This is a genomic window from Halomonas sp. MMSF_3323 (assembly GCF_030733595.1).
Classification (GTDB): domain Bacteria; phylum Pseudomonadota; class Gammaproteobacteria; order Pseudomonadales; family Halomonadaceae; genus Halomonas; species Halomonas litopenaei.
Genome location: NZ_JASHIT010000048.1, coordinates 16124 through 36151, shown reverse-complemented (window position 1 = coordinate 36151; position 20028 = coordinate 16124). Strand labels below are relative to the sequence as shown.

At 59.5% G+C, this 20028-nt stretch carries 18 protein-coding genes; 8 read left to right on the top strand and 10 right to left on the bottom strand.

What is annotated here, in order from left to right:
- Positions 1-88: 88 nt before the first annotated feature.
- The 3 genes from RBB39_RS20015 (at position 89) to RBB39_RS20005 (ending at position 2465) form a co-directional block, all read left to right on the top strand.
- Entirely contained in the window at positions 89-676 is a 588-nt protein-coding gene (locus RBB39_RS20015; protein WP_306169328.1) for an HD domain-containing protein, read from the top strand.
- Between the two features lie 150 nt (positions 677-826).
- Complete coding sequence (locus RBB39_RS20010; protein WP_306169327.1) at positions 827-1321, top strand: BCCT family transporter; 495 nt, start codon at positions 827-829, stop codon at positions 1319-1321.
- 37 nt (positions 1322-1358) lie between these two features.
- Positions 1359-2465, top strand: a complete 1107-nt coding sequence (locus tag RBB39_RS20005) for a BCCT family transporter (RefSeq protein WP_306169326.1) — start codon at positions 1359-1361, stop codon at positions 2463-2465.
- A 163-nt stretch (positions 2466-2628) separates the two neighbouring features.
- Here RBB39_RS20005 and RBB39_RS20000 read toward each other — a convergent pair whose 3' ends face one another.
- From RBB39_RS20000 to RBB39_RS19985, 4 genes are all read right to left on the bottom strand, one after another.
- A complete protein-coding gene (locus RBB39_RS20000) occupies positions 2629-3567 on the bottom strand; it encodes a LysR substrate-binding domain-containing protein (protein WP_306169325.1) in 939 nt (312 codons plus the stop codon).
- A gap of 434 nt (positions 3568-4001) precedes the next feature.
- Complete coding sequence (locus RBB39_RS19995; RefSeq protein ID WP_287165746.1) at positions 4002-5489, bottom strand: aldehyde dehydrogenase; 1488 nt, start codon at positions 5487-5489, stop codon at positions 4002-4004.
- Positions 5486-6595: a mandelate racemase/muconate lactonizing enzyme family protein gene (locus RBB39_RS19990; RefSeq protein WP_286984839.1), complete on the bottom strand. Its 1110-nt coding sequence runs from the start codon at positions 6593-6595 to the stop codon at positions 5486-5488. The genes RBB39_RS19995 and RBB39_RS19990 overlap by 4 nt, the downstream gene beginning before the upstream one ends.
- Positions 6596-8254, bottom strand: a complete 1659-nt coding sequence (locus tag RBB39_RS19985) for a GMC family oxidoreductase (RefSeq protein ID WP_306169324.1) — start codon at positions 8252-8254, stop codon at positions 6596-6598. It lies immediately after the preceding gene.
- A gap of 328 nt (positions 8255-8582) precedes the next feature.
- Between RBB39_RS19985 and RBB39_RS19980 the strand changes: the two genes are divergently transcribed.
- The 3 genes from RBB39_RS19980 (at position 8583) to RBB39_RS19970 (ending at position 12782) form a co-directional block, all read left to right on the top strand.
- Positions 8583-10220 (top strand): BCCT family transporter, encoded by a 1638-nt coding sequence (locus RBB39_RS19980; protein ID WP_306169323.1) that lies wholly within the window; start codon positions 8583-8585, stop codon positions 10218-10220.
- Between the two features lie 104 nt (positions 10221-10324).
- Entirely contained in the window at positions 10325-10969 is a 645-nt protein-coding gene (locus tag RBB39_RS19975) for a GntR family transcriptional regulator (RefSeq protein ID WP_213228402.1), read from the top strand.
- A 223-nt stretch (positions 10970-11192) separates the two neighbouring features.
- The gene (locus tag RBB39_RS19970; protein WP_124802350.1) at positions 11193-12782 is read left to right on the top strand and encodes an ABC-F family ATPase; all 1590 of its coding nucleotides are present in this window, start codon (positions 11193-11195) and stop codon (positions 12780-12782) included.
- A gap of 191 nt (positions 12783-12973) precedes the next feature.
- On the opposite strand, the gene RBB39_RS19965 is transcribed toward RBB39_RS19970, so the two are convergent.
- Positions 12974-13861, bottom strand: coding sequence for an AraC family transcriptional regulator (locus RBB39_RS19965; RefSeq protein WP_306169322.1), 888 nt, complete (start codon positions 13859-13861; stop codon positions 12974-12976).
- 263 nt (positions 13862-14124) lie between these two features.
- On the opposite strand from RBB39_RS19965, the gene RBB39_RS19960 reads away from it, so the two are divergent.
- The gene (locus tag RBB39_RS19960; RefSeq protein WP_306169321.1) at positions 14125-15000 is read left to right on the top strand and encodes an SDR family oxidoreductase; all 876 of its coding nucleotides are present in this window, start codon (positions 14125-14127) and stop codon (positions 14998-15000) included.
- Positions 15001-15048: 48 nt separating this feature from the next.
- Complete coding sequence (locus RBB39_RS19955) at positions 15049-15534, top strand: hypothetical protein (protein ID WP_306169320.1); 486 nt, start codon at positions 15049-15051, stop codon at positions 15532-15534.
- Between the two features lie 132 nt (positions 15535-15666).
- Here RBB39_RS19955 and RBB39_RS19950 read toward each other — a convergent pair whose 3' ends face one another.
- The 5 genes from RBB39_RS19950 to RBB39_RS19930 all read right to left on the bottom strand — a co-directional run bounded on the left by RBB39_RS19950 (position 15667) and on the right by RBB39_RS19930 (position 20007).
- The gene (locus RBB39_RS19950; protein WP_124802358.1) at positions 15667-16401 is read right to left on the bottom strand and encodes an amino acid ABC transporter ATP-binding protein; all 735 of its coding nucleotides are present in this window, start codon (positions 16399-16401) and stop codon (positions 15667-15669) included.
- Between the two features lie 21 nt (positions 16402-16422).
- Positions 16423-17169, bottom strand: coding sequence for a transporter substrate-binding domain-containing protein (locus RBB39_RS19945; RefSeq protein ID WP_221621126.1), 747 nt, complete (start codon positions 17167-17169; stop codon positions 16423-16425).
- A 66-nt stretch (positions 17170-17235) separates the two neighbouring features.
- On the bottom strand, positions 17236-17889 hold the full coding sequence (locus RBB39_RS19940; protein WP_221621135.1) for an amino acid ABC transporter permease: 654 nt from the start codon (positions 17887-17889) through the stop codon (positions 17236-17238).
- Positions 17890-17896: 7 nt separating this feature from the next.
- Positions 17897-18562, bottom strand: a complete 666-nt coding sequence (locus tag RBB39_RS19935; protein WP_253028971.1) for an amino acid ABC transporter permease — start codon at positions 18560-18562, stop codon at positions 17897-17899.
- A gap of 440 nt (positions 18563-19002) precedes the next feature.
- Entirely contained in the window at positions 19003-20007 is a 1005-nt protein-coding gene (locus tag RBB39_RS19930) for a LacI family DNA-binding transcriptional regulator (protein WP_287165741.1), read from the bottom strand.
- Positions 20008-20028 lie beyond the last annotated feature (21 nt).

Below are 20028 nucleotides of genomic sequence, written 5' to 3'. Positions count from 1 at the left end.
TAAGGTGGTGGTAGCAATGAGTCATAGCGATAGCGTACCTGATCGATCAGGTGTTGCACTTGCTCATTGAGACCGCCAGGTCGCCTGAATGGAAAAGGTCACGTTTCGCCAGATGAAGGACGGGACTCGAGAGGAATACGTCTTTCTCGAGCAACTCGAAGATAACTTCAACCAGGGGTTGGTCGACCGCCTGCTGGACGCGCTGCGCCGACTCGAGAACAGCCTGAGCGGCTACCAGGTGACGCGCCTGGAACACTCGCTGCAGTCGGCGGCACGGGCCGAAGCCGACGGTGCCGACGAGGACATGATCGTGGCCGCGCTGCTGCACGATCTCGGTGACGACCTGGCGCCCTACAACCACTCCCAGCTGGCCGCCGCCATCATCCGGCCCTATGTGCGCGCCGAAGTGACCTGGGTGATCCATCACCACGGACTGTTTCAAAAAGTGTACTATGCGCACCACTTCGGAGAGGATCCGCACGAACGCGATCGCTACCGGGACCATCCCTGGTACCAGAGTTGCGTGGACTTCTGTGAACGCTACGATCAGGCGGCGTTCGATCCGGACTATCCGACGCCACCACTGGAACACTTCGAGCCCATGCTGCGGCACATCTTCGCTCGCCAGCCCTTCGATCCGGAGGTGATCGGCGAGGAGCATCCGCTGGAGCCATGAGCCACAGGTCTGACGCGGCGCCGACAAGGCCGCTCACGGTAGCGGCAGCGGGATCGCCGGCCCGAGGTCCGGCTCAAGAGGACACAGACTATCGCTACTCCAGAATCATCTTCCCCGGGGTCTCCCCCCGACGACAATCCCCACGCGGTAATGGGCACCGACTACAAGGTGACCGAACTCGAACAACGCGGCCCCTTCCAGGGCATGCACCGCGGCATGACGATCACGTCAGGGGCACTGATCCTGCTCTTCGTACTGTTCACCGGTCTCAGTTCCGACACCGCCGCCGTGGTCTTCGGCACCGCACGCGCCTGGATCGAGGGCACCTTCAGCGGCTACTACCTGGTGACCGTGGTCGCCCTGCTGGTGGTCTGCGCCTTTATCGTCTGCAGTCGCTACGGCAGCATCCGCCTGGGCACCGACGACAGCCGACCGGAGTTCAGCAACTTCGCCTGGTTCTCGATGCTGTTCTCCGCCGGCATCGGTATCGGCATCCTGTTCTTCGGTGTCGCCGAGCCAATCTTCTATCTCGATAACACCGACTCCTTCGGCTACCCCAACAACCCCCACGCCGATATGGCCGGGGCCACCGCCATCGGGCATGAGCGCGCCATCGACGCGCTGCGGGTGACGGTCTTCCATTAGGGGGCTGCACGGCTGGGCGATCTACGTCATCGTCGGCATGTCGCTGGCCTACTTCGCCTACCGCAAGGGCCTGCCGCTGGCGTTAAGATCGGCGCTTTACCCCTTTATCGGCGATCGCATCTTCGGGCCCGCCGGGCATCTGTTCGACATCTTCGGCGTGCTGGGCTGCGTGTTTGGTGTGGCCACCTCGCTGGGACTCGGCGTCAGCCAGATGGGCGTGGGACTGGAAAAGCTGTTCGGCATCGACGATGGCCTGCCGACCCAACTGGTGCTGATCGCGGTGATCTCGACGCTGTCGATCATCTCGGTGGTCAGCGGCGTGCAGAAGGGCATCCGCATCATCTCGGTGCTCAACATCTGGGTATCCGCGGTCGTGATCGGCATCTTCCTGTTCGGCGGGCCGACCCTGTGGCTGATCCAGACCTTCGGCGAGACGCTGGCGGACTACGCCACCGAGGTCATTCCCATGGGCCTGTGGTACGCCGAGCAATCCGGTACCAGCGAATGGCAGCAGGCCTGGACCATCTTCTACTGGGGCTGGTGGCTCGCCTGGGCTCCCTTCGTCGGGCTGTTCATCGCTCGCATCTCCAAGGGCCGCACCCTGCGCGAATTCGTCCTCGGTGTGCTGCTGGTACCGACACTGCTGGCCTTTGTCTGGCTGGTCATCTTCGGCGGCAACGCCATCCACCAGGAGCTGAACGCCGCCGGTGGCGCCGGCACTGCCGGCATCATGGAGATGGTGCGCGCCTGGGATCTGCCGTCTGCGCTGTTCGCCACCGCGGACGGGATCGTCGGCTCTGGCGTCTTCGGCTGGGTGCTGTCGGCCATGATGGTGTTCCTGCTGATGAGCTGGTTCATCACCTCATCCGACTCCGGCACCCTGGTGCTGACCACCATCCTGTCGCTGGGCGATGATAATCCGCCCAAGCTGTTCCGCGTCTTCTGGGGTGTGGTGATCGGCCTGGTGGCCGCCGTGCTGCTGGTGGTCGGTGGGCTTTCCGCCCTGCAGACCGCCCTGATCGCTGCCGCCCTGCCGGTCAGCGTGGTCATCCTGGTCATGACCCTCGGCGTGCTACTCTCGCTGTTCCGCGAACCCGGCGATCCCTATCGCCAAGGGTTCCGACTGCGCCCGCGCCGGCGCTGACAGGCCGCCCCGTGCCCACATCGGGCACGGGGTCCTGGGCCCCGCCCCTCTCTATCCTCTCTTCCTCTCTGCACCTTTGCCATCACCATGGCGAACGCATCCACGCCCAACGCACGCCCTGCGTTACCTCAGTGCGTCTTATCTGCCCCGATCTGGCGCCCCCTCAGCGCAACCGCCCCGGGTCTCCCGAGGTGGCACCCTCACCACGATGCACCGCGTCCAGCAGCCAGTCCCTGACCGGCTCCGTGACCGCGCTGCGCTGGTGCTTGACGCTCAGCCAGTAGCCATAGTCTTCCCGCGTAACCTGCGGTCCCAGGGCAGTGAGCTGGCCGGTGACCAGATACTCCTCGACCAGGTTCGACCAGCCCAGCGCCACGCCCTGATGCGCCAGCGCCGCGTTCAGCAACAGCGCGTAGTTGTGGTAGGCGAAGATATCCTCCGCCGGGGGTGGAGTGAGCCCCGCATGGCGGCACCACTGGGCCCAGTCGAGCCAACGCGGATTCCTGATGTCCTGGTGCAACAGCGAGAGCCGTGACAGGTCCTGTGCTGACAGGGGGCCGGATAGCCCATGTGCCTGCGCGTAGTCTGGGCTGCACACCGGGAAGACCGCCTCCCGGGCCACCAACTGCCCCTCTTCCTGGGGCAGATAAGGCCCGAAACGAATCGCGATGTCGGCGGCCAGCAGCTGCGGATCGTCCGAGCGGTCGATCGGCATCAGGTGAAAGCTGAAGTCGGGAAAGGCCCGCTTGAGAGCCGGTAGCCGAGGCAACAGCCACAGGTGGGTAAAACCCGCGTCGGCTGCGATGACGACCGTTGGCGCTGGCCCCTGGCCGTGGCGCACGAAGCGATCACAGGTGTCTCTGAGGGTGGTGAGACTCGGCGCCATCTCGCGGTAGAAGCGCTCGCCCTCGACGGTCAGGCTCAGCCGGCCGCCGTGCCGGTCGAACAGTACCAACCCCAGGTATTCCTCCAGCCCCCGGATTCGCTGGGAGATGGTCGGCTGGGTGGTTCGCTCGGCCTCCGCGGCGGCGGTCATGGAGCCGAGCCGGGCCGTGGTCTCGAAGGCGATCAGCGACTTCATGGAAGCGGGGTTGGGGTTCATAGGCAGAAGATGTGATGGGCCGGGTAGTTTACAGGGACGCCCCTGGGGTGACAGACAACGGCAGATAGCACCAGCCATCCAGTGCAAGGCAGGCGGTTGGCGAGCGCGCCGCGAAGGGAGCGGTGATCTGAAGGGGATATGGTGAGGGAATCGGCAGGCAGATGCCAGACAAGAGGGGCGCTCGGCCAAGTACCACCCGGCCGAGCGTTTTGCATGGGGAATACGGGTGAACAGCGCTCGATACCGCACCACCACACGGGTGGCGCGGTATCATTCAGCCGTCCAGGGACGCTAGGCGCTGTCCGAAAAGTCGACGAGCGAAGGTTAGACAAGGCAAAAATCGGTGAGAAAGCACAGTTTACGGGGTGTAAATGAGCATTTTGATCCGATTTTTAACGCCGTATTACCGAGCGCAGGCACTTTTCAGACAAGCCCTAGAGCTTGACCGTCACGTTCTTGTTCCTCAGGTAATTGTCGAGTGCCAAAAGGCCCTTTTCTCGGCCAAACCCTGAGTGCTTGGTGCCACCGACCGGTGCGTATATTCCGCCGGCAAAGTACTGGTTGATGGTGACCTGACCTGCATCGATCTCGGCGGCAAGTCTAAGCGCCCTGGCGACATCGCGGCTGTAGACACAGGCGGCAAGGCCGTAGTCGGTGCCATTGGCAATCGAGAGGGCTTCCTCATCGCTGGCGACCACCTGCACCGCCAGGACCGGACCAAAGATCTCTTCCTGCACCAGTCGATCATCACGCTCCAGTCGATCAATCACGGTGGGCTCAAAGAAGAGCCCCTTGCCGCTCTCAGGGTCACGGGTAACATTTCCGCCACAGCGGATGGTCAAGCCGCGCGCCTTGGCGTCGTCGACGAAGGAGGCAATCTTGGCCAAGTGGCCGGCGGAGTTGATAGCGCCGATGTCTCGTCCCTTGAGGCCATGTCCCAATGTCAGCTCCGCCACGCGTGGCAGAAAGGCCTGCATGAAGGCTTCGTGCTGGGACTCATGGATCACCAGGCGCGAACCGGCGGTGCATACCTGGCCTGCGTTGTAGTAGATCGCCCAGACCATGTCCTCGGCGACCTTGTCGATATCGGCGTCGGCCAGCACCACGGCAGGGGACTTGCCGCCAAGCTCCAGCAGCACGCTGGAAACATTGTCGGCAGCCGATTTCATTACCTGCTTCCCGGTCGCAACCGAACCGGTAAAGGTCACGTGCTGAACCAGACGATGGGACGTCAGGGCATCGCCAATATCGTGACCATAGCCGGTCACGACATTGACCACACCGTCGGGCAGGCCGGCTTCGCTGAACAAGGACGCCATGACCAGCGTGGACAGCGACGTCAGCTCGGACGGTTTGACGACCGCGGTACAGCCGGCCGCCAGTGCCGGGGCGATCCCGCGTACGGCGGTCAACAGCGGAAAGTTCCACGGAGCGACGTGGGCGGTCACCCCCACCGGCTCGCGGCGATTGATCGAGACAAACCCGTCGCCCAGGGGGGTGGTGCTTCCCTCGATCTTGTCGGCTAGCCCTGCATAGTAGGCGAGCTGTGATGCCGCCCCTTGAATATCGGCTTCGGCCTCGGCGTAGGGTTTGCCCGAATCCAGACACTCGATGACCGAGAGCAGTTCGCTAGTACGCCGCACCGTGTCGGCGAGACGAAAGAGGTGCTCGGCCCGCGCGGCAGGCGCAAGGCGGCGCCAGTGTTCGAAGGCACGCTGGCTGCCGGTTACCGCAGCCTCGACGTCTTCCGGGGTGCCCCTGGCGATGTGTGCAATCGTGCTTTCGCTGCCGGGATCGGTAACCTCGATAGTCTCGCCCGAGGTAGACGTATGCCACCGCCCGTCAATGAAGTGCTGCGGCGTAAGGTGCGGCGTCGGATCGATCACGCCGGCTTTCTCGCAAAGAGTCTTGAGTGCTGTCATGTCAATTCGCTCGCTCGGTAGTGGGCGGATTCCAGCCAGTCCTGGCGCACGCGGATGCCCCAGCCTGGCTCGTCGGGGATGGCAACCTTGCCATCCTTGGCCACCGGGAAGTTGTCATAGATGCCGTACTGCCAGGGATAGTAGTCGTCTTCCTCGATGGAAAACTCGAGATAAGGGCCAGCATTGTCGATGGCCCCTTGAAGGTGCAGGGTGAAGATGGTCACCAAGCTGAGATTCGCGGTGTGAGGGGTCACGACACGCCCAGCCTTGCGGGCCATTTCCACCACCTGAAGGGTGCGTGTGATGCCGCCCATATAGCAGATGTCTGGCTGCAGCACGTCGACCACGCGGTCATCGATCATCTTCTGCCAGGCCGGCAGATAGTGATCCTGCTCGCCCCCTGTCACGTCCAGCGACAGCGCGGCCGTGACCTGGCGAGTCCACTCCATTTCCCAATAGGGGCAGGGTTCTTCGAAATGCTGGATGCCATTGTCCTGCAGAAGACGCCCTACCTCGATGGCGCGCTCCGGTCGAAAGCAGCTGTTGGCGTCGGCCAGCAGGTCGACGTCAGGCCCCATGGCTCGACGAATGGTTGGGATGATCGCCTCCGTGCGCCCCGGCCATTCATCCTGGTTACGACCGCACTCGGCGCCCACACGAAACTTGAAAGCGTCATAGCCGTGGCGATCACGCAAGCGTAGAAAGCGTTCAGCTTCCTGCTCGGGGGTAATGTCGCGCTTCATGCTGGAGGCATAGACCCTGAGCGGTCGAACCGTACCACCGAGTAGCTCGCAGACCGTCTTGTCATGAGCCTTGCCGAGCCAGTCCCACAGCGCCGTCTCGACACCGCACAGCGCGCGATAGAGATAGGAGCCCAGAAACTTGTGCTGGCGTTCCAGCACCAGGGCCACGCTGTCAGCGATATCATCAATCCCGTTGATGTCGCGCCCCTCGAACCAGGGAACCACCTGACGATGCATGATCTCGACACTGATGTCGGCGTTGTAGGTGGACACCTGGCCCACGCCCTGGCTGCCGTCGGCCATGGTGACGCGGACGATACCAACGTCCTCGCTGTAGAAAGATTCGACCTTCTTGATTTTCATCTAAGTGTTCCAGGACTGGCGAATGATGTCGGCGGCCACCTCGGCCACCATCAAGGTGGGGGCTTGGGTATTGCCGGAGGTAATGTTGGGAAAGATGGACGCGTCGACGACCCTCAGGCCCTCGGCTCCGTGAACCTTGAGTGACGGGTCGACGACCGAATTCTCGAGCCGGGTACCCATGGCGCAGCTTCCGCAGAGGTGGTAGATCGACCCGCACGACGCCCGGAAGTCGTCGAGAATGGCCTCGTCACTGTGCATATCGGCGTAACCGCGGTGATCGACCAGGATGTCCTTGAGCGGCCCCGCGCTGGCCAGACTGCGTACCTGACGAAAGGCCGCGAGCAGTTCTGCCTTGTCACGAGCATCGGACAGGTAACGATTGTGAATTGCCGGCGCATCGTCGGGGTCAGCGCTCTTGAGCGTCACGGAGCCGCGACTGTAGGGTCGGCAGACATTGTAGAAAAGCGACACCTCGGCGTGCCGATGCAACACCAGGCGCCCCCCGGCCTCCTCCGGCAGGGCGTAGGAGATGGGATTGAAGAACACCTGCGCCTTGGCGTGACCGTCGCCACTCTCTTGCACCGAGTGCTCCCCGTGACCCGACACCCTCGTCCGCTCGAGGGGGACAAAGGCGCCAGCGTGCTTGACGCCAAAGGCCAACGGACCTTGGCGGCGACTCACGTAGTCCCAGCCAGCCCGCAACTTGCCCGTCAGCCGGCCAAGCGTCACGTTGAGTGTCGGCTCGCGACTCTCGAAGAACAGACTGCCGCACAAGTGATCCTGCAGATTCTGCCCAACTCTGGGGTTGTCGATGACACTGTCGATGCCCAGTCGCGCCAACGCCTTGGCGTCACCAACGCCAGAAAGCTGCAACAACTTCGGGGAATCCACCGCTCCGGCACACAGGATTACCTCCTGGCGGGCCTTGATCATGCGTCGTTCGCCACCGCACGCGACCTCGACACCGACGGCACGTCGCCCCTCGAACACCAGTCGCCTCGCCTGGGTCTGCGTCATCAGCGACAGATTCGAGCGCTTCAGCGCCGGGGTCAGGTATTCCCGAGCGCTCGATGAACGCAGGCCGGCCCGAACATTCATGTCGTAGAAGCCATAGCCATCCAGGCGCTCGCCGTTGAAGTCATGATTATTCGGCAGTCCAGACGCGTCACAGGCAGCGAAGAAGGCATGGCAAAGCTCGGGGGCGCTATCCCGGGTGGAAAGGACCCCAATGCTTCCATCACGACCGTGATACCGTGTGTCCTCGCTATGGTGTCGCTCCAGGCGCCGAAAATAGGGCAGGACAGCGTCATAGGACCAACGTGGAGAGCTGACCGCAGCCCAGTCATCGAAGTCTCGCCGATCACCACGCACGTAGATCATGGCGTTGATCGCACCGGAGCCACCAACCCCCTTCCCCCGGGGCTGGTAAACCCGCTGCTGCCCCAGCTCGGGCTCAGGTTCGGAGCGATAGCAGTAGTTGTAGCGGGGACTGTTGAAGTGATGGACGAACCCTGCCGGCACCGAGATTGTCGGCGTCTTGCCGCGTGCTCCTGCCTCGATCACCAGCACCTGTCGATCGCAATCCTGTGACAGCCTTTCCGCCAGTACACAGCCGGCGGAGCCTGCTCCAATGATGATGATGTCGACCTCTGAAACCATGCGGGCTGCTCCAGCCAGGAAAGGTGATGACTGGCCATAATCTAACATTCTAGATTTGGTGTTGTGAAGACATGGAATAGCCATAGTCATCACAAAAGCATAGACTTTTGTCGTAGCGAGAAAGCTTTAACCAAAACAAACAAAACATTTATATATTTGTTTTTTATACGAATTTTATGGATCGATCAGTCACATCCCTCACTCTAACACGACATCACCCTCGCACAGCAGTTGAAAGACAACCCCTAAACTAGCATTTTAGATAGCCACAACACGCCTGCCCCCTGCTTCGACAGGGTTTTTGTTTTCACCTGCAAAGGCTTCGCCCATGCGCTATCAGAAAATAAGAAAGGAAATCGCCGGCATCGATCCAGCGGTGTTCATGCCTGCACTCCTCCTCACCCTGCTACTGGCTCTGGTCTTTTCCCTCTGGCCCGAGCAGAGCGGGAGCCTCCTCCATCAGATTCACGCCTTCACCACCAACGAACTTGGCTGGTTCTTCCTGCTGGCCACCATCGGCGCGATCAGCTTCTGCCTGTATCTGGCGATGTCGCGTTACGGCAAGGTGGTTCTGGGAGACCGCGACACTCGTCCAGAATTCTCGACCCTCACCTGGCTGGGCATGATCTTCACCTCGGGCACCGGCGGTAGCCTGCTGTACCTCAGCGCCGCCGAATGGATCTGGATCATGCAGTCGCCTCCCTTCGGCGCCGAGCCCGGGAGTGCAGAGGCGGCACGCTGGGCCAGCGCGTTCGGCATGTTTCACTGGGGCCCCTCGGCATGGGCCTGGTATATCGCCTGCGCGGTACCGATCGGCTATGCCATGTATGTCCGCAAGCAACGCAACCTGAAACTCAGTGAACTGACTCGCCCGGTGCTAGGGCGCTGGGCCGATGGCCTGGTCGGTCACGCCATCAACTTTCTGTATATGTTCGGCATCATCGGCGGCGTCATGACGTCGATCGCCCTTGGCACGCCGCTTATTTCGAGTACCTTCGCCTACGCATTTGGCATGCAGGCAGGCAACCCGGTACTCGACGTCTTCGTGATATTTCTGTGGACCGCCATTCCCATGATGGCGCTGATCCTCGGCCTGCAGAAAGGCGTCGCTCGTCTGTCCAATTTCAACGTCCGCCTGGATATTGCCTTGCTGGTGGGCGTCCTGGCGTGTGGCCCGCTGTCTTTCACGCTCAACCAATCGGTAGACGGGCTGGGCCTGATGCTCCAGAACTTCGTCTACATGAGCTTCGCCACAGACGTTATTCGCAATACCGGCTTTCCCCAAGCCTGGACGATCTTCTACTTCTCCTGGTGGGTCGTCTACGCCCTGCCTTACGGACTTTTCATCGCCAAGATATCGCGTGGCAGGACCATTCGGGGAATCGTCTTCGCCGGCCTGGTGGCCGGGTCGCTGGGCTGCATGGTGTTCTACATGGTCTTTCCGGCATTCGGCATCCACCTCCAGACCAGCGGCCAACTGGACCTCATCGCGGTGATGAACGAGGCGGGTCGCGGCGAGGTGGTGAAGGCCATGCTCGAGCAACTGCCTGCCGCAGGACTGTTCATCGTGGTGTTCGGTCTGGTAGCCCTGCTGTCCTATGTCAGCGGTCAATGTGCGGTCGGCTATTCACTAGCCTCGGCGACGCAAAAGACCCTGCTTCCCGAGCAGGAGGCGTCACGCTATAACGCGTCTTTCTGGCTGGTGCTGGTCGGGCTGGTCTCCACAGCGCTCTACTTCCTCAATCCGGAAAGCTTGACGCCACTACAGACGATATCGATCCTGACGGGGTTCCCGCTGTGCTTCGTCATCGCCATCGTTGGACGTAGCTTCATGCTGATGCTGAATCGGGATCTGTTCAACGAAACGGCGGTGCGAGATATCGATGGCAAGAAGTATCTAACACCGACCACCACTGGCATCGATGCACCAGTCAATACCGGCGCAGTATCGCCCGAACTGGACTAAGTCCACGATCGACAGTAAAACACACGGGCTTGGTGTCATTGGCACCTCGCCCGTTGTCACGGCGGAACGGATACGGTCTGAAGAGCAAGAACAGGAGAAGAAGGATGGCCGACGGTGCCGAGTCGATGTCGCAGCAGGCATATACCATCATCAAGGATCGCGTCCTGAAAGGCACCTATGCCCTGGACCAGAAGATCTCGATCAAGGAATTGACCGAGGGCCTCGGGATTGGACGCAGCCCGGTAGGCGAGGCGTTGAAACGCCTGCAGCATGAAGGGCTGATCACCATTTCACCCAAGAGCGGCAACAGGATCTGGAACCCCACGCTGACCGAGCTTGAACAGCTCATGGCGTACCGAAAGATGATGGAGATTGGCGCCCTGCACATGTCTCGAGATGTGCTATCCCTCTCAGACAGTCTGTTGACCCTGTGCCATCAGATGGATGAGGCCATCTCGAAAGAAGACTGGCTGAGCTATGAAGCGTTCGATTACCAATATCACATGACCTTGATCGAATCTTCCGGCAATCAATATCTCATCGACTCCTATCGCCTGGTGGCAGACAAGATCCGCCTCGCTCGCAACAACATGACCCGCACCTTCGATCTATCCAACGCCGGGCACTACGATATTGCCAACGCCCTGAAGCGCAACACCTTCCTGGCCGAGCGGGAGCTGGACAAGCACTTGACGGTATCACGGGACCGCTTCACCCGTTTACACACGCCCACCAACACGCGAGGCTAAACCGAGCCTGCCAACCCTCTCCTCTCACGACGTACCGCCAAGATTCACTCCACGTTTCAAAGGCCTTCCCTGCCCCGCCGGCCGGCAGCTGCCTGTGCCGACCGGTTCTCGAGTAGCTAGCCACCGGGTCAGACGCGTACAATGCGCCCTCCACTTTGGTCGAAGCCCCTTGCCGTGCCGGCCCAAGTCTCTCATTCATGTTCATCCCGCGAGATACTCCGCCGTGCTCTCTACCGCCAACATCACCATGCAGTTTGGCCCCAAGCCGCTGTTTGAAAACGTTTCTGTCAAATTCGGCCAGGGCCACCGCTACGGTCTGATCGGGGCCAACGGCTGTGGCAAGTCGACCCTGATGAAGATCCTCGGGGGCGACCTCGAGCCGACCAGCGGCCAGGTGATGAAGGACGCCACCACTCGCCTGGGCAAGTTGCGCCAGGACCAGTTCGCCTTCGAGGACGAACGTGTCATCGACACCGTCATCATGGGCAACGAAGAACTCTGGAGCGTGACCGCTGAGCGCGAGCGCATCTACTCCCAGGCCGAGATGAGCGAAGAAGACGGCATGGCGGTGGCAGACCTCGAAGTCCGCTACGCCGAGCTCGACGGCTACACCGCCGAGGCTCGTGCCGGTGAGCTGCTGCTGGGTCTGGGGATTCCGCTTGAGCAGCACGACCAGCCGATGAGTGTGGTGGCACCGGGCTGGAAACTGCGCGTACTGCTCGCCCAGGCGCTGTTCAGCGACCCCGACGTGCTGCTGCTCGATGAGCCGACCAACCACCTGGACATCAACACGATTCGCTGGCTCGAGGACATTCTTCGTGCGCGCTCGTCGACCATGATCATCATCTCCCACGATCGCCACTTCCTGAACAGTGTGTGCACGCACATGGCGGATCTGGACTACGGCGAGCTGCAGCTGTTCCCCGGCAACTATGACGAGTACATGACCGCGGCCACCCAGGCGCGTGAACGTCTGCAGTCCGAAAACGCCAAGAAAAAGGCAGAAATTGCCGAGCTGAAGCAGTTCGTCAGTCGCTTCTCGGCCAATGCCTCCAAGGCCAAGCAGGCGACCTCACGCCAGCGCAGGATCGACAAGATCCAGCTCGACGAGATCAAGCCGTCATCACGGATCAGTCCGTTCATTCGCTTCGAGCAGAACAAGAAGATCCACCGCCAGGCGCTGGAAGTGGAAGCGCTGTCCAAGGCCTGGGACGACAATGTCCTGTTCGAGCGCTTTGGGCTGCGTATTGAAGCCGGAGAGCGGGTCGCCATCATCGGCCCCAACGGCATCGGCAAGACCACCCTGCTCAACTGCCTGGTCGGCGCGATGGAGCCCGACGCCGGTGAGGTCAAATGGACCGACGCCGCCGAAGTGGGCTATTTCGCCCAGGACCACGCGGCGGACTTCGAGGGGGGCGAAACCCTGTTCGAATGGATGCAGCAGTGGACCACCGCCGGTGAGCAGATCGTGCGCGGCGCCCTCGGGCGGATGCTGTTCTCCAATGATGATATCGGCAAGTCGGTGAAGGTGATTTCAGGTGGCGAACAGGGACGCATGCTGTTCGGCAAGCTCTCGCTGCAGAACCCCAACGTGCTGGTGATGGACGAGCCCACCAACCACCTCGACATGGAGTCCATCGAGGCGCTCAACCTGGCGCTCGAGCACTATCCCGGCACCCTGATCTTCGTCAGCCACGACCGCGAATTCGTCGGCTCACTGGCCACCCGCGTCATCGAGATGAAGGACGATGGCATCGTCGACTTCAGCGGCAGCTACGACGACTACCTGCGTAGCCAGGGCGTGCTCGGATAAGTTACCACTCACACACGCAGGGCAGCGCGTGCTGCCCTGCGAGCCGGGTTTACCACCGTCGGCGAAATCCCCTCCTGGTCGACCCAATATCGATACCCATCGAAGCGGGCAAGACAATGGCGAGCAGGTGTGACGCGCTCGGTGCTCTCGCTTGGGGCTCTCCCCCTGAAACCTGAATGCCCGCCACTTCTCTAGCCCCTGGCAAGCGCCTGGTATTGGCTCCACTGCTTGGGGGACTTTCCATACAGTCGTTTGAACTCTCGACTGAATTGCGAAGCACTTGCGTATCCGACCGCCATTGACGCTTCGCTCACGTTCATTCCCGCAGCAATCTTCATGGCGGCGCTGTTCAGCCGCATCGTTTTCACGAACTGAATGGGTGACATCGTGGTCGCCTGCTTGAATTTTCGATGAAAAACAGCACGACTCATCCCCACATACGAAACGATTTCGTCAATGGTGACAGTTTCATCGAGGCGGGACTGTAAATATTCGATGGCTCTGGCAATCTCGTTGCCGACTCCAAAAGCGAGCCTCGCCGAAGCCCCGGCATCTCCCATCAAAACGGCATAGTACAACTCGCGAAGGCGCCCTTCTCCGAGAACCTCGGTCTGCGTCTTGCTATCACCTAGTTGCAACACGCGTAACAGTGCTTCAGAAAATCCATCATCCCATCGGGCGAGCGATACGCTTTGCGACAAAGAATCCCCACGAGGTTTTTCAGCCCCCGCTGCGGTGCTTTCTACCTGAATAACTATTTCTTTCATCACTTTAGTATTCAGGGAAATAGACACACCCAACAAGGGATTTTCTGGGGAGGCAGCCGGGGTACCTGCCTCGACCGGCAACGAAATGGGGCAACACATGTATTGGCTGCTGTCATACACATATCGCCTGCCATTCACGATGGCTTCCTTGGAACCACCTACGATCGCGATCACGCTAGGTTCGTAGACGGCAGGAGTACAATGAAGCGCCTCAGTAACACGGAATATCTGAACGCCCGATACCCCCGTTTCCATCACCCCATCTTCGTGAAGCCTGCTTTCGACAAGCGCTTTTATCTTGTGCCTGCTCATTCGACAAAACTCGAATAACTTAGTGGAGGAAAATTATCAACCAAAAGAGAAAAAGTCAACGAAGTGATACGAATAGGCATGTTTTAGAGATTATCTGGTCTACATTCACGCATAACCGAGAGTTATCATTGGCGCCACAAACTCCAGACACTGTTCGACTAGTCGGTCTGGCTAGAATTGGAGACACGAAAATGTGTACAAAAAAATCCCTAGCGAAGGGCTGGACACCAGATCAACTCGAGTCCCTGCAGGGAAACACCTATGTGATTACTGGAGCCAACTCAGGTACGGGCTTTCAGGCGGCGCGCATTCTGGTGTCCAAAGGCGCCGGGGTGGTGATGATGAATCGTAGTGTCGAAAAATCGGAAGCAGCGATAGCAGCACTGAAACAAGAATTCGGTAGAGAGGTACAAGCAACGTTCGTTCGACTGGATCTTGCTTCGCTTGACTCGGTGCGTAAAGCATCGGCAGAAGTACTGGCAACGCTCCCCCGAATTGATGCCCTTATCTGTAACGGTGCTATTGCACAGGTCGCCAGGCAGGAATTTACTCAGGATGGTTTTGAAAGTCATCTCGGCGTAAACCACTACGGCCATTTCCTTCTTTGTGGACTGCTCTACCAGCGAATCGATGATTCGAACGGGCGCATAGTCGTAGTTGGCAGTGAAGGCTACAAGATGGGCTTAAAAACCATCCAGTTCGATGATATGAACTGGAACAAGAATTACCACCCAAACAGCACTTACTGCCATAGCAAGCTAGCTCAGATGATATTTGCTTACGAGTTACAGAGAAGAACAACAGAGGCAGGGAAAAACATAAAAGTATATGTGTGCCATCCTGGTGCATCCCGGACTTCCCTGATAAACGAAAAGGCCAATGTGGCGTCACGTTTGATCTTTTCGTTGATGGCAAAATCACCGATGGTGCAAACAGCGGAAAGAGGCGCCTACCCGGAAGTGATGTGTGCCACCACTAAAAACCTCGAACAGCAAGCTTATTATGGTCCTTACGGCTTATTTAACTGGATAGGGCCAGTCGGAAAATGTGAGATCAAACCATTTGTCTGGGACAGGGCCGTCGCCGAGAAATTATGGGCAGTCTCAGAAAAAGAAACATCTATCGGATGGCAAATATAAAAATCTCGACAAGACGACAAAACCAGAAAAAACAAGAGAGCAAAAGCAATGCATATCATGACCCTTCCGATCGCGACGGTTCTATTCCTTGCGCCAACCATGGGGGCCAGCGATACGCTACACTTTGGCATCGGCATCGCAAATTACAACAACGAACAGCTACACTACTCGGACAAGGCATTTTACGAAAACTTCAGTGCAGAGCTTGGCGCCCACACAGACTTTGACGACTCATTCATGCTTCATCTGGATGCGCACCTGTACACATCACCCAAGGACCTGCTAGCACGTATAACTCCCATCTTCTACGCCGGCGCAGGGATCATGTTGCTCAAAGGACAAGAAGACTACGGCTTCGAGAACAAGAGCAACAATACCAACGAACGCTGGGGAGTCAGGCTTCCCATCGGCATTGAGCTGATGACGCCGATCGATATTTCGGTCTTCTCGGAGGTCGTCCCGAGCTACGTATTTTCCCCGGATGAAGATTATGAAAGCATCTTCACATCGGGAATACGCTACTACGTGTACTGACACCATTGCCATGGCGAGTATTCAACCGGAGAGAAAGCACTCACCTTGCATGGAAGGCCATGCGTCCCTCTGTTCCAAGCAGGACGCCCCCTGCCGGCACGCACCGGCAGGGAGGCCTGGTCTTTTGTCAGCTCAGGTGATCTGACCCAGGAAGTTCTGCAGCCGTTCGTTCTGCGGGTTGGTGAAGAACCCGGTCGGTTCGTTGATCTCGACGATCTTGCCCGCGTCCATGAAGACGATACGATCGGCCACGGCCTTGGCAAATTCCATTTCATGGGTCACGCACATCATCGTCATGCCCTCCCCGGCCAGATCGATCATCGTATCCAGTACCTCCTTCACCATCTCCGGATCGAGCGCAGAGGTCGGCTCGTCAAACAGCATGATCCGTGGCTTCATGCACAGAGCCCGTGCGATGGCCACGCGCTGTTGCTGCCCACCGGAGAGCTGCGCCGGATACTTGTCGGCCTGCTCGGGGATCTTGACTCGCTCGAGGTAGTGACGAGCGGTCTTCTCGGCTTCGGCACGACTGACCTTCTTGGTCTTCATCGGTGACAGGATGCAGTTCTCCAGCACCGTCATATGAGGAAACAGATTAAAGCTCTGAAACACCATGCCGACGTCTTCGCGTACCTTGGCAACGTTCTTGCCTCCCGCGGTAAGCTCGATCCCGTCGACGACGATCGTGCCCGAATGTATCTCTTCGAGCTGGTTGATGGTGCGGATCAGGGTGGACTTCCCTGACCCGGATGGGCCGCAGATGACGATACGCTCACCCGACTCGACGGACAGGTTGACGTCAGTCAGGGCGGCAAACTCGCCGTAGTACTTCACGACATCCTGCATCACGACAGCTTGTGCAGACATTGGCAGTCCCCAATTATTGGCTTACTTGTTCAGGTAATCCGGAAGCGGCTCACCCAGCCACTCCTGGTGGATGTCGTTCAGGGTGCCATCGGACTTGATCTGGGCGAGGTAGCTGTTGATCTGCTCCAGCAGCTCGTCGGAGCCTGGCGCCACGCTGATACCCTGGAGCTGGTTGGACAGATCGAGCTTCTTCTCGAAACGGCCACCGGTGACGGCGATCACTTCTCCCATCACTACGTTGGAGGCGCCTAGAAGGTCGACCTGGCCCGACATCAGCGCCTGTACTGCACCGGCACCATCATCGAAGCGACGGATTTCCGTGCCCTCCGGGGCCGCCTCGACGACGCCCTTTTCCTGGGTGGAGCCCCGGGCTACGCCCACGATGTAGTCGGCCAGGTCCGCTTTCGATTCGACTTCCTTGGACGCATCGCCGTACACGGCAATACTGATGGCCGCGTAAGGGTCAGAGAAATCCACCTTTTCAGAACGAGCCGGTGTAATGCCAAGGGACGCCACAAGAACGTCGACCTGGCCGGACAGCAGGTAAGGGATACGGTTAGGCCCTGTCACCGGCACGATCTGCAAATCGACGCCGAGGCTTTCCGCCAGTTCGGTTGCCACGGCGGCATCATAGCCATCGGGATTGCCTGATGTATCGAGCACACCAAAGGGGGGGAAATCGACCAGCATGCCGACACGTAGCTTGCCGGACTCCTGGATGTCGGTGAGTTCAGCAGCGACGGCGGATGCTTGTGTCCCGACGGCCATGAGGGTCAAGGCGGTACTGGCGACAAGATGTTTTATTTTTATCATCTTTTTATGCTCCTTAGGGGATTATCGAACGGTTGAGAGTCTCATCCGCGCTTCGAGTCGCTTGGCGAACATCGACAGCGGACAACACAACAGAAAATAGAAAATGGCAATCGTGCCAAAGACCAGAATCGGCGAGAACGTGGCGTTGTTGACGATCTGTCCGGCGCGGGTCAACTCGGTGAAGCCGATGATCGAGGCGAGCGAGGTGCCCTTGATCAGCTGTACCGAAAAACCGACGGTGGCGGGCGTGGCGATCTTGATCGCCTGGGGCAGGATGATATGACGCATCCGGTTGACGTAGCTGAGCGCAAGGGCCTTCGACGCTTCGGTCTGCCCACCCGGCACGGCCTCGATGGCGCCTCGCCAGATTTCACCAAGGAAGGCGCTGGCATGCAGGGTGAGGCCCACCGCGGCAGCGGTGAGGGGGCTGACCGGAAAGCTGGACACCGAGAAACCGAAGTAGATCAGGAAGAGTTGCATGAGCAGCGGAGTGCCCCGGAACAACTGGATATACAAGGCTGCAGCAGTGCTCACCATCTTGTAGCCGGAGGTACGCATGGCGGCGATCAGCAAGCCCCCAATCGCGCCGCATCCAAAGGCGATAAGCGACAGCAGGAGCGTCCAGCGCACGGCGGAGGCCATGAAAAGTATGTCGGCGGTCGAGAATTCACGAATCATGGCGTCAGCTCACAGGGTAGGTGAAGAGTTTGCGACGGATGAGCGCGAATACGCCCGAGAAGCCCAGCGCCATCGCCAGGTAGGCGGCGGTCAGCACCAGATAGACCTCAAAGCTTGCGAAGGTCGCGGCGTTGATGTCGGCGCCGACAGAAGCGAGGTCGCTTGCCGAGATGACCGAGACCACACTCGACATCAGCATCAGGTAGATGAACTGGCTGGTCAGCGAGGGGTATATCGTGCGAAGCGCAGGCTTGATGACCACATGGCGAAAGATGTTGAACGGGCTGAGTGCCAACGCCCGCCCCGCTTCGATCTGGCCGCGCGGAATCGCTTCGATACCGGATCGTACGATCTCGGTGCCGTATGCGCCGACGTTGATCGTCAGCGCCATTAGCGCCGCGGTGTTCGGGGAAAGCGTGATGCCAGCCGCCGGCAGGCCAAAGAAGATGAAATAGATCTGTACGATGAAGGGCGTGTTGCGGATGACCTCGACATAGGACGCCACGATCATTCGCAGGGGTCGAACATGTGACGTGCGGGCGACGGCACCGAGAATCGAGATCCCCAGCCCGAACACCATCGCGGTGGCCGATAGCCGAATGGTCAGCAGTGCCCCGACGAGCAGCGCATCCCAGCTCGCGAAGACTGGCTGAAAATTGAAATCGTACATGTTGGTCCTCCTTGTTGTTTATATCGTTCTAAATTGCACCTTACACAATGTCAAGGTAGGAGGCCGGTTCACGCCAAGGGCCATCGCTGCCGGCACCTTCGTCAAGCCATCTGTTAGCGTTGTCGAATATGAACCTACAACACTGTTAAACATGGATATTTCTAGCGCATTCGAGAACTTCTTCGACGCCGGAACAGCAGGAAACTCGCCGGGCGCCAGGCTTGATATCAATAGTCGTAGAAGCCTACATCTCAGGCCTCCTGCCGCTTGGGTCGGCGATACCGCAGCAAGCGCCGACAAGGGGAGACTACCGGGAGGGCGAAGGAGGATCGCACTACCACTCGCCGGTAGCATCGAGCCGCTCCAGCGAGAGTGATTTAGACGAAAAATAGCAAGCAGAAACAGCGAAGTAGCCTGTAAGCACTACCGTCGACTGTCCACTACAGGGCGAAGGTACTGCCGCGAACCACCAGGGAGGGAACGGTAAGAACACGCTCGAAAGGCGCCTCCGGCTTGCCCAGACGGCGCGCTAAAAGAGTGGATGCGCTTGATCCCGTGTTGCCGGGGTTCGTTGCCACCGTCGTCAACTGCGGATACGCCATCCGCGCCACGGGCAGATCGCCAAAGCCGATGATGGCATGCGTCTCGCCTGGTACTGCGCCGCTCTGGCGTAGCCCCTGCATCACCCCAGCAGCGACGATATCGTTGAAGCAGATGATGCCGGTGGCATCAGCGGCTTCGTCCTTGATGCGGGCCCCCGCCTCGATGGCGCCGTCGAGCGAGAACTCGGTCTCGATGATGGTTCCCTCGACACCGTCGGCCTCGGCCAACCCCTGATGGAAGGCGCCAACACGCTCGGACCGAGCCGACGACCTGGACGAAACAGACACAAAAACAATGCGTTGGTGTCCAAGGGAGGTCAGATGCCGAACGGCGCTAAGCATGCCGCTGGCGTTGTCGGTCCCGGCATAGTCAGACTCGGTCGGAGAGACTGCGCGCATGGCCTGGATCACCGGAATACCCCAGTTGGCAATGCGTGAAAGTAGCTCCGGTGGGGTGCCTACGGCCGGACACAGGATGATGCCGTCGACCGAATGCTCCCGGAACCTCTGCAGGATATCCTCCTGACGCTCCGTGTCGTCATAGCTGTTGGCCAACAGGATGACCCGACCTTCGTCGGCCATGGTCCGCTCGGCGCCCGCCAGGAAATCAATGAAAAACGGATTAATCAGGTTTGGAACGATCAGCCCCACCGTACCGCTGCTATTACTGCGCAGCCGAGCGGCCGCACGATCAGCGACATAATCCATATCTTTCATGGTCTTGGTGATCAGCTCGCGAGTCGCATCCGACACCAGTGGCGAATTTCGCGCGACAAGCGATACGGTCGCCCGAGACACACCGGCCGCCTTGGCCACCATCTCCATCGTCACTTTCTTACGCATCGGACCTCCTTTTTCTCAATC

Coding starts and splice junctions, on each gene's coding strand:
- RBB39_RS20015 (WP_306169328.1), top strand. CDS start 89: ATGGAAAAGGTCACGTTTCGCCAGATGAAGGACGGGACTCGAGAGGAA.
- RBB39_RS20010 (WP_306169327.1), top strand. CDS start 827: ATGGGCACCGACTACAAGGTGACCGAACTCGAACAACGCGGCCCCTTC.
- RBB39_RS20005 (WP_306169326.1), top strand. CDS start 1,359: ATGTCGCTGGCCTACTTCGCCTACCGCAAGGGCCTGCCGCTGGCGTTA.
- RBB39_RS20000 (WP_306169325.1), bottom strand. CDS start 3,567: ATGAACCCCAACCCCGCTTCCATGAAGTCGCTGATCGCCTTCGAGACC.
- RBB39_RS19995 (WP_287165746.1), bottom strand. CDS start 5,489: ATGACAGCACTCAAGACTCTTTGCGAGAAAGCCGGCGTGATCGATCCG.
- RBB39_RS19990 (WP_286984839.1), bottom strand. CDS start 6,595: ATGAAAATCAAGAAGGTCGAATCTTTCTACAGCGAGGACGTTGGTATC.
- RBB39_RS19985 (WP_306169324.1), bottom strand. CDS start 8,254: ATGGTTTCAGAGGTCGACATCATCATCATTGGAGCAGGCTCCGCCGGC.
- RBB39_RS19980 (WP_306169323.1), top strand. CDS start 8,583: ATGCGCTATCAGAAAATAAGAAAGGAAATCGCCGGCATCGATCCAGCG.
- RBB39_RS19975 (WP_213228402.1), top strand. CDS start 10,325: ATGGCCGACGGTGCCGAGTCGATGTCGCAGCAGGCATATACCATCATC.
- RBB39_RS19965 (WP_306169322.1), bottom strand. CDS start 13,861: ATGAGCAGGCACAAGATAAAAGCGCTTGTCGAAAGCAGGCTTCACGAA.
- RBB39_RS19955 (WP_306169320.1), top strand. CDS start 15,049: ATGCATATCATGACCCTTCCGATCGCGACGGTTCTATTCCTTGCGCCA.
- RBB39_RS19950 (WP_124802358.1), bottom strand. CDS start 16,401: ATGTCTGCACAAGCTGTCGTGATGCAGGATGTCGTGAAGTACTACGGC.
- RBB39_RS19945 (WP_221621126.1), bottom strand. CDS start 17,169: ATGGCCGTCGGGACACAAGCATCCGCCGTCGCTGCTGAACTCACCGAC.
- RBB39_RS19935 (WP_253028971.1), bottom strand. CDS start 18,562: ATGTACGATTTCAATTTTCAGCCAGTCTTCGCGAGCTGGGATGCGCTG.
- RBB39_RS19930 (WP_287165741.1), bottom strand. CDS start 20,007: ATGCGTAAGAAAGTGACGATGGAGATGGTGGCCAAGGCGGCCGGTGTG.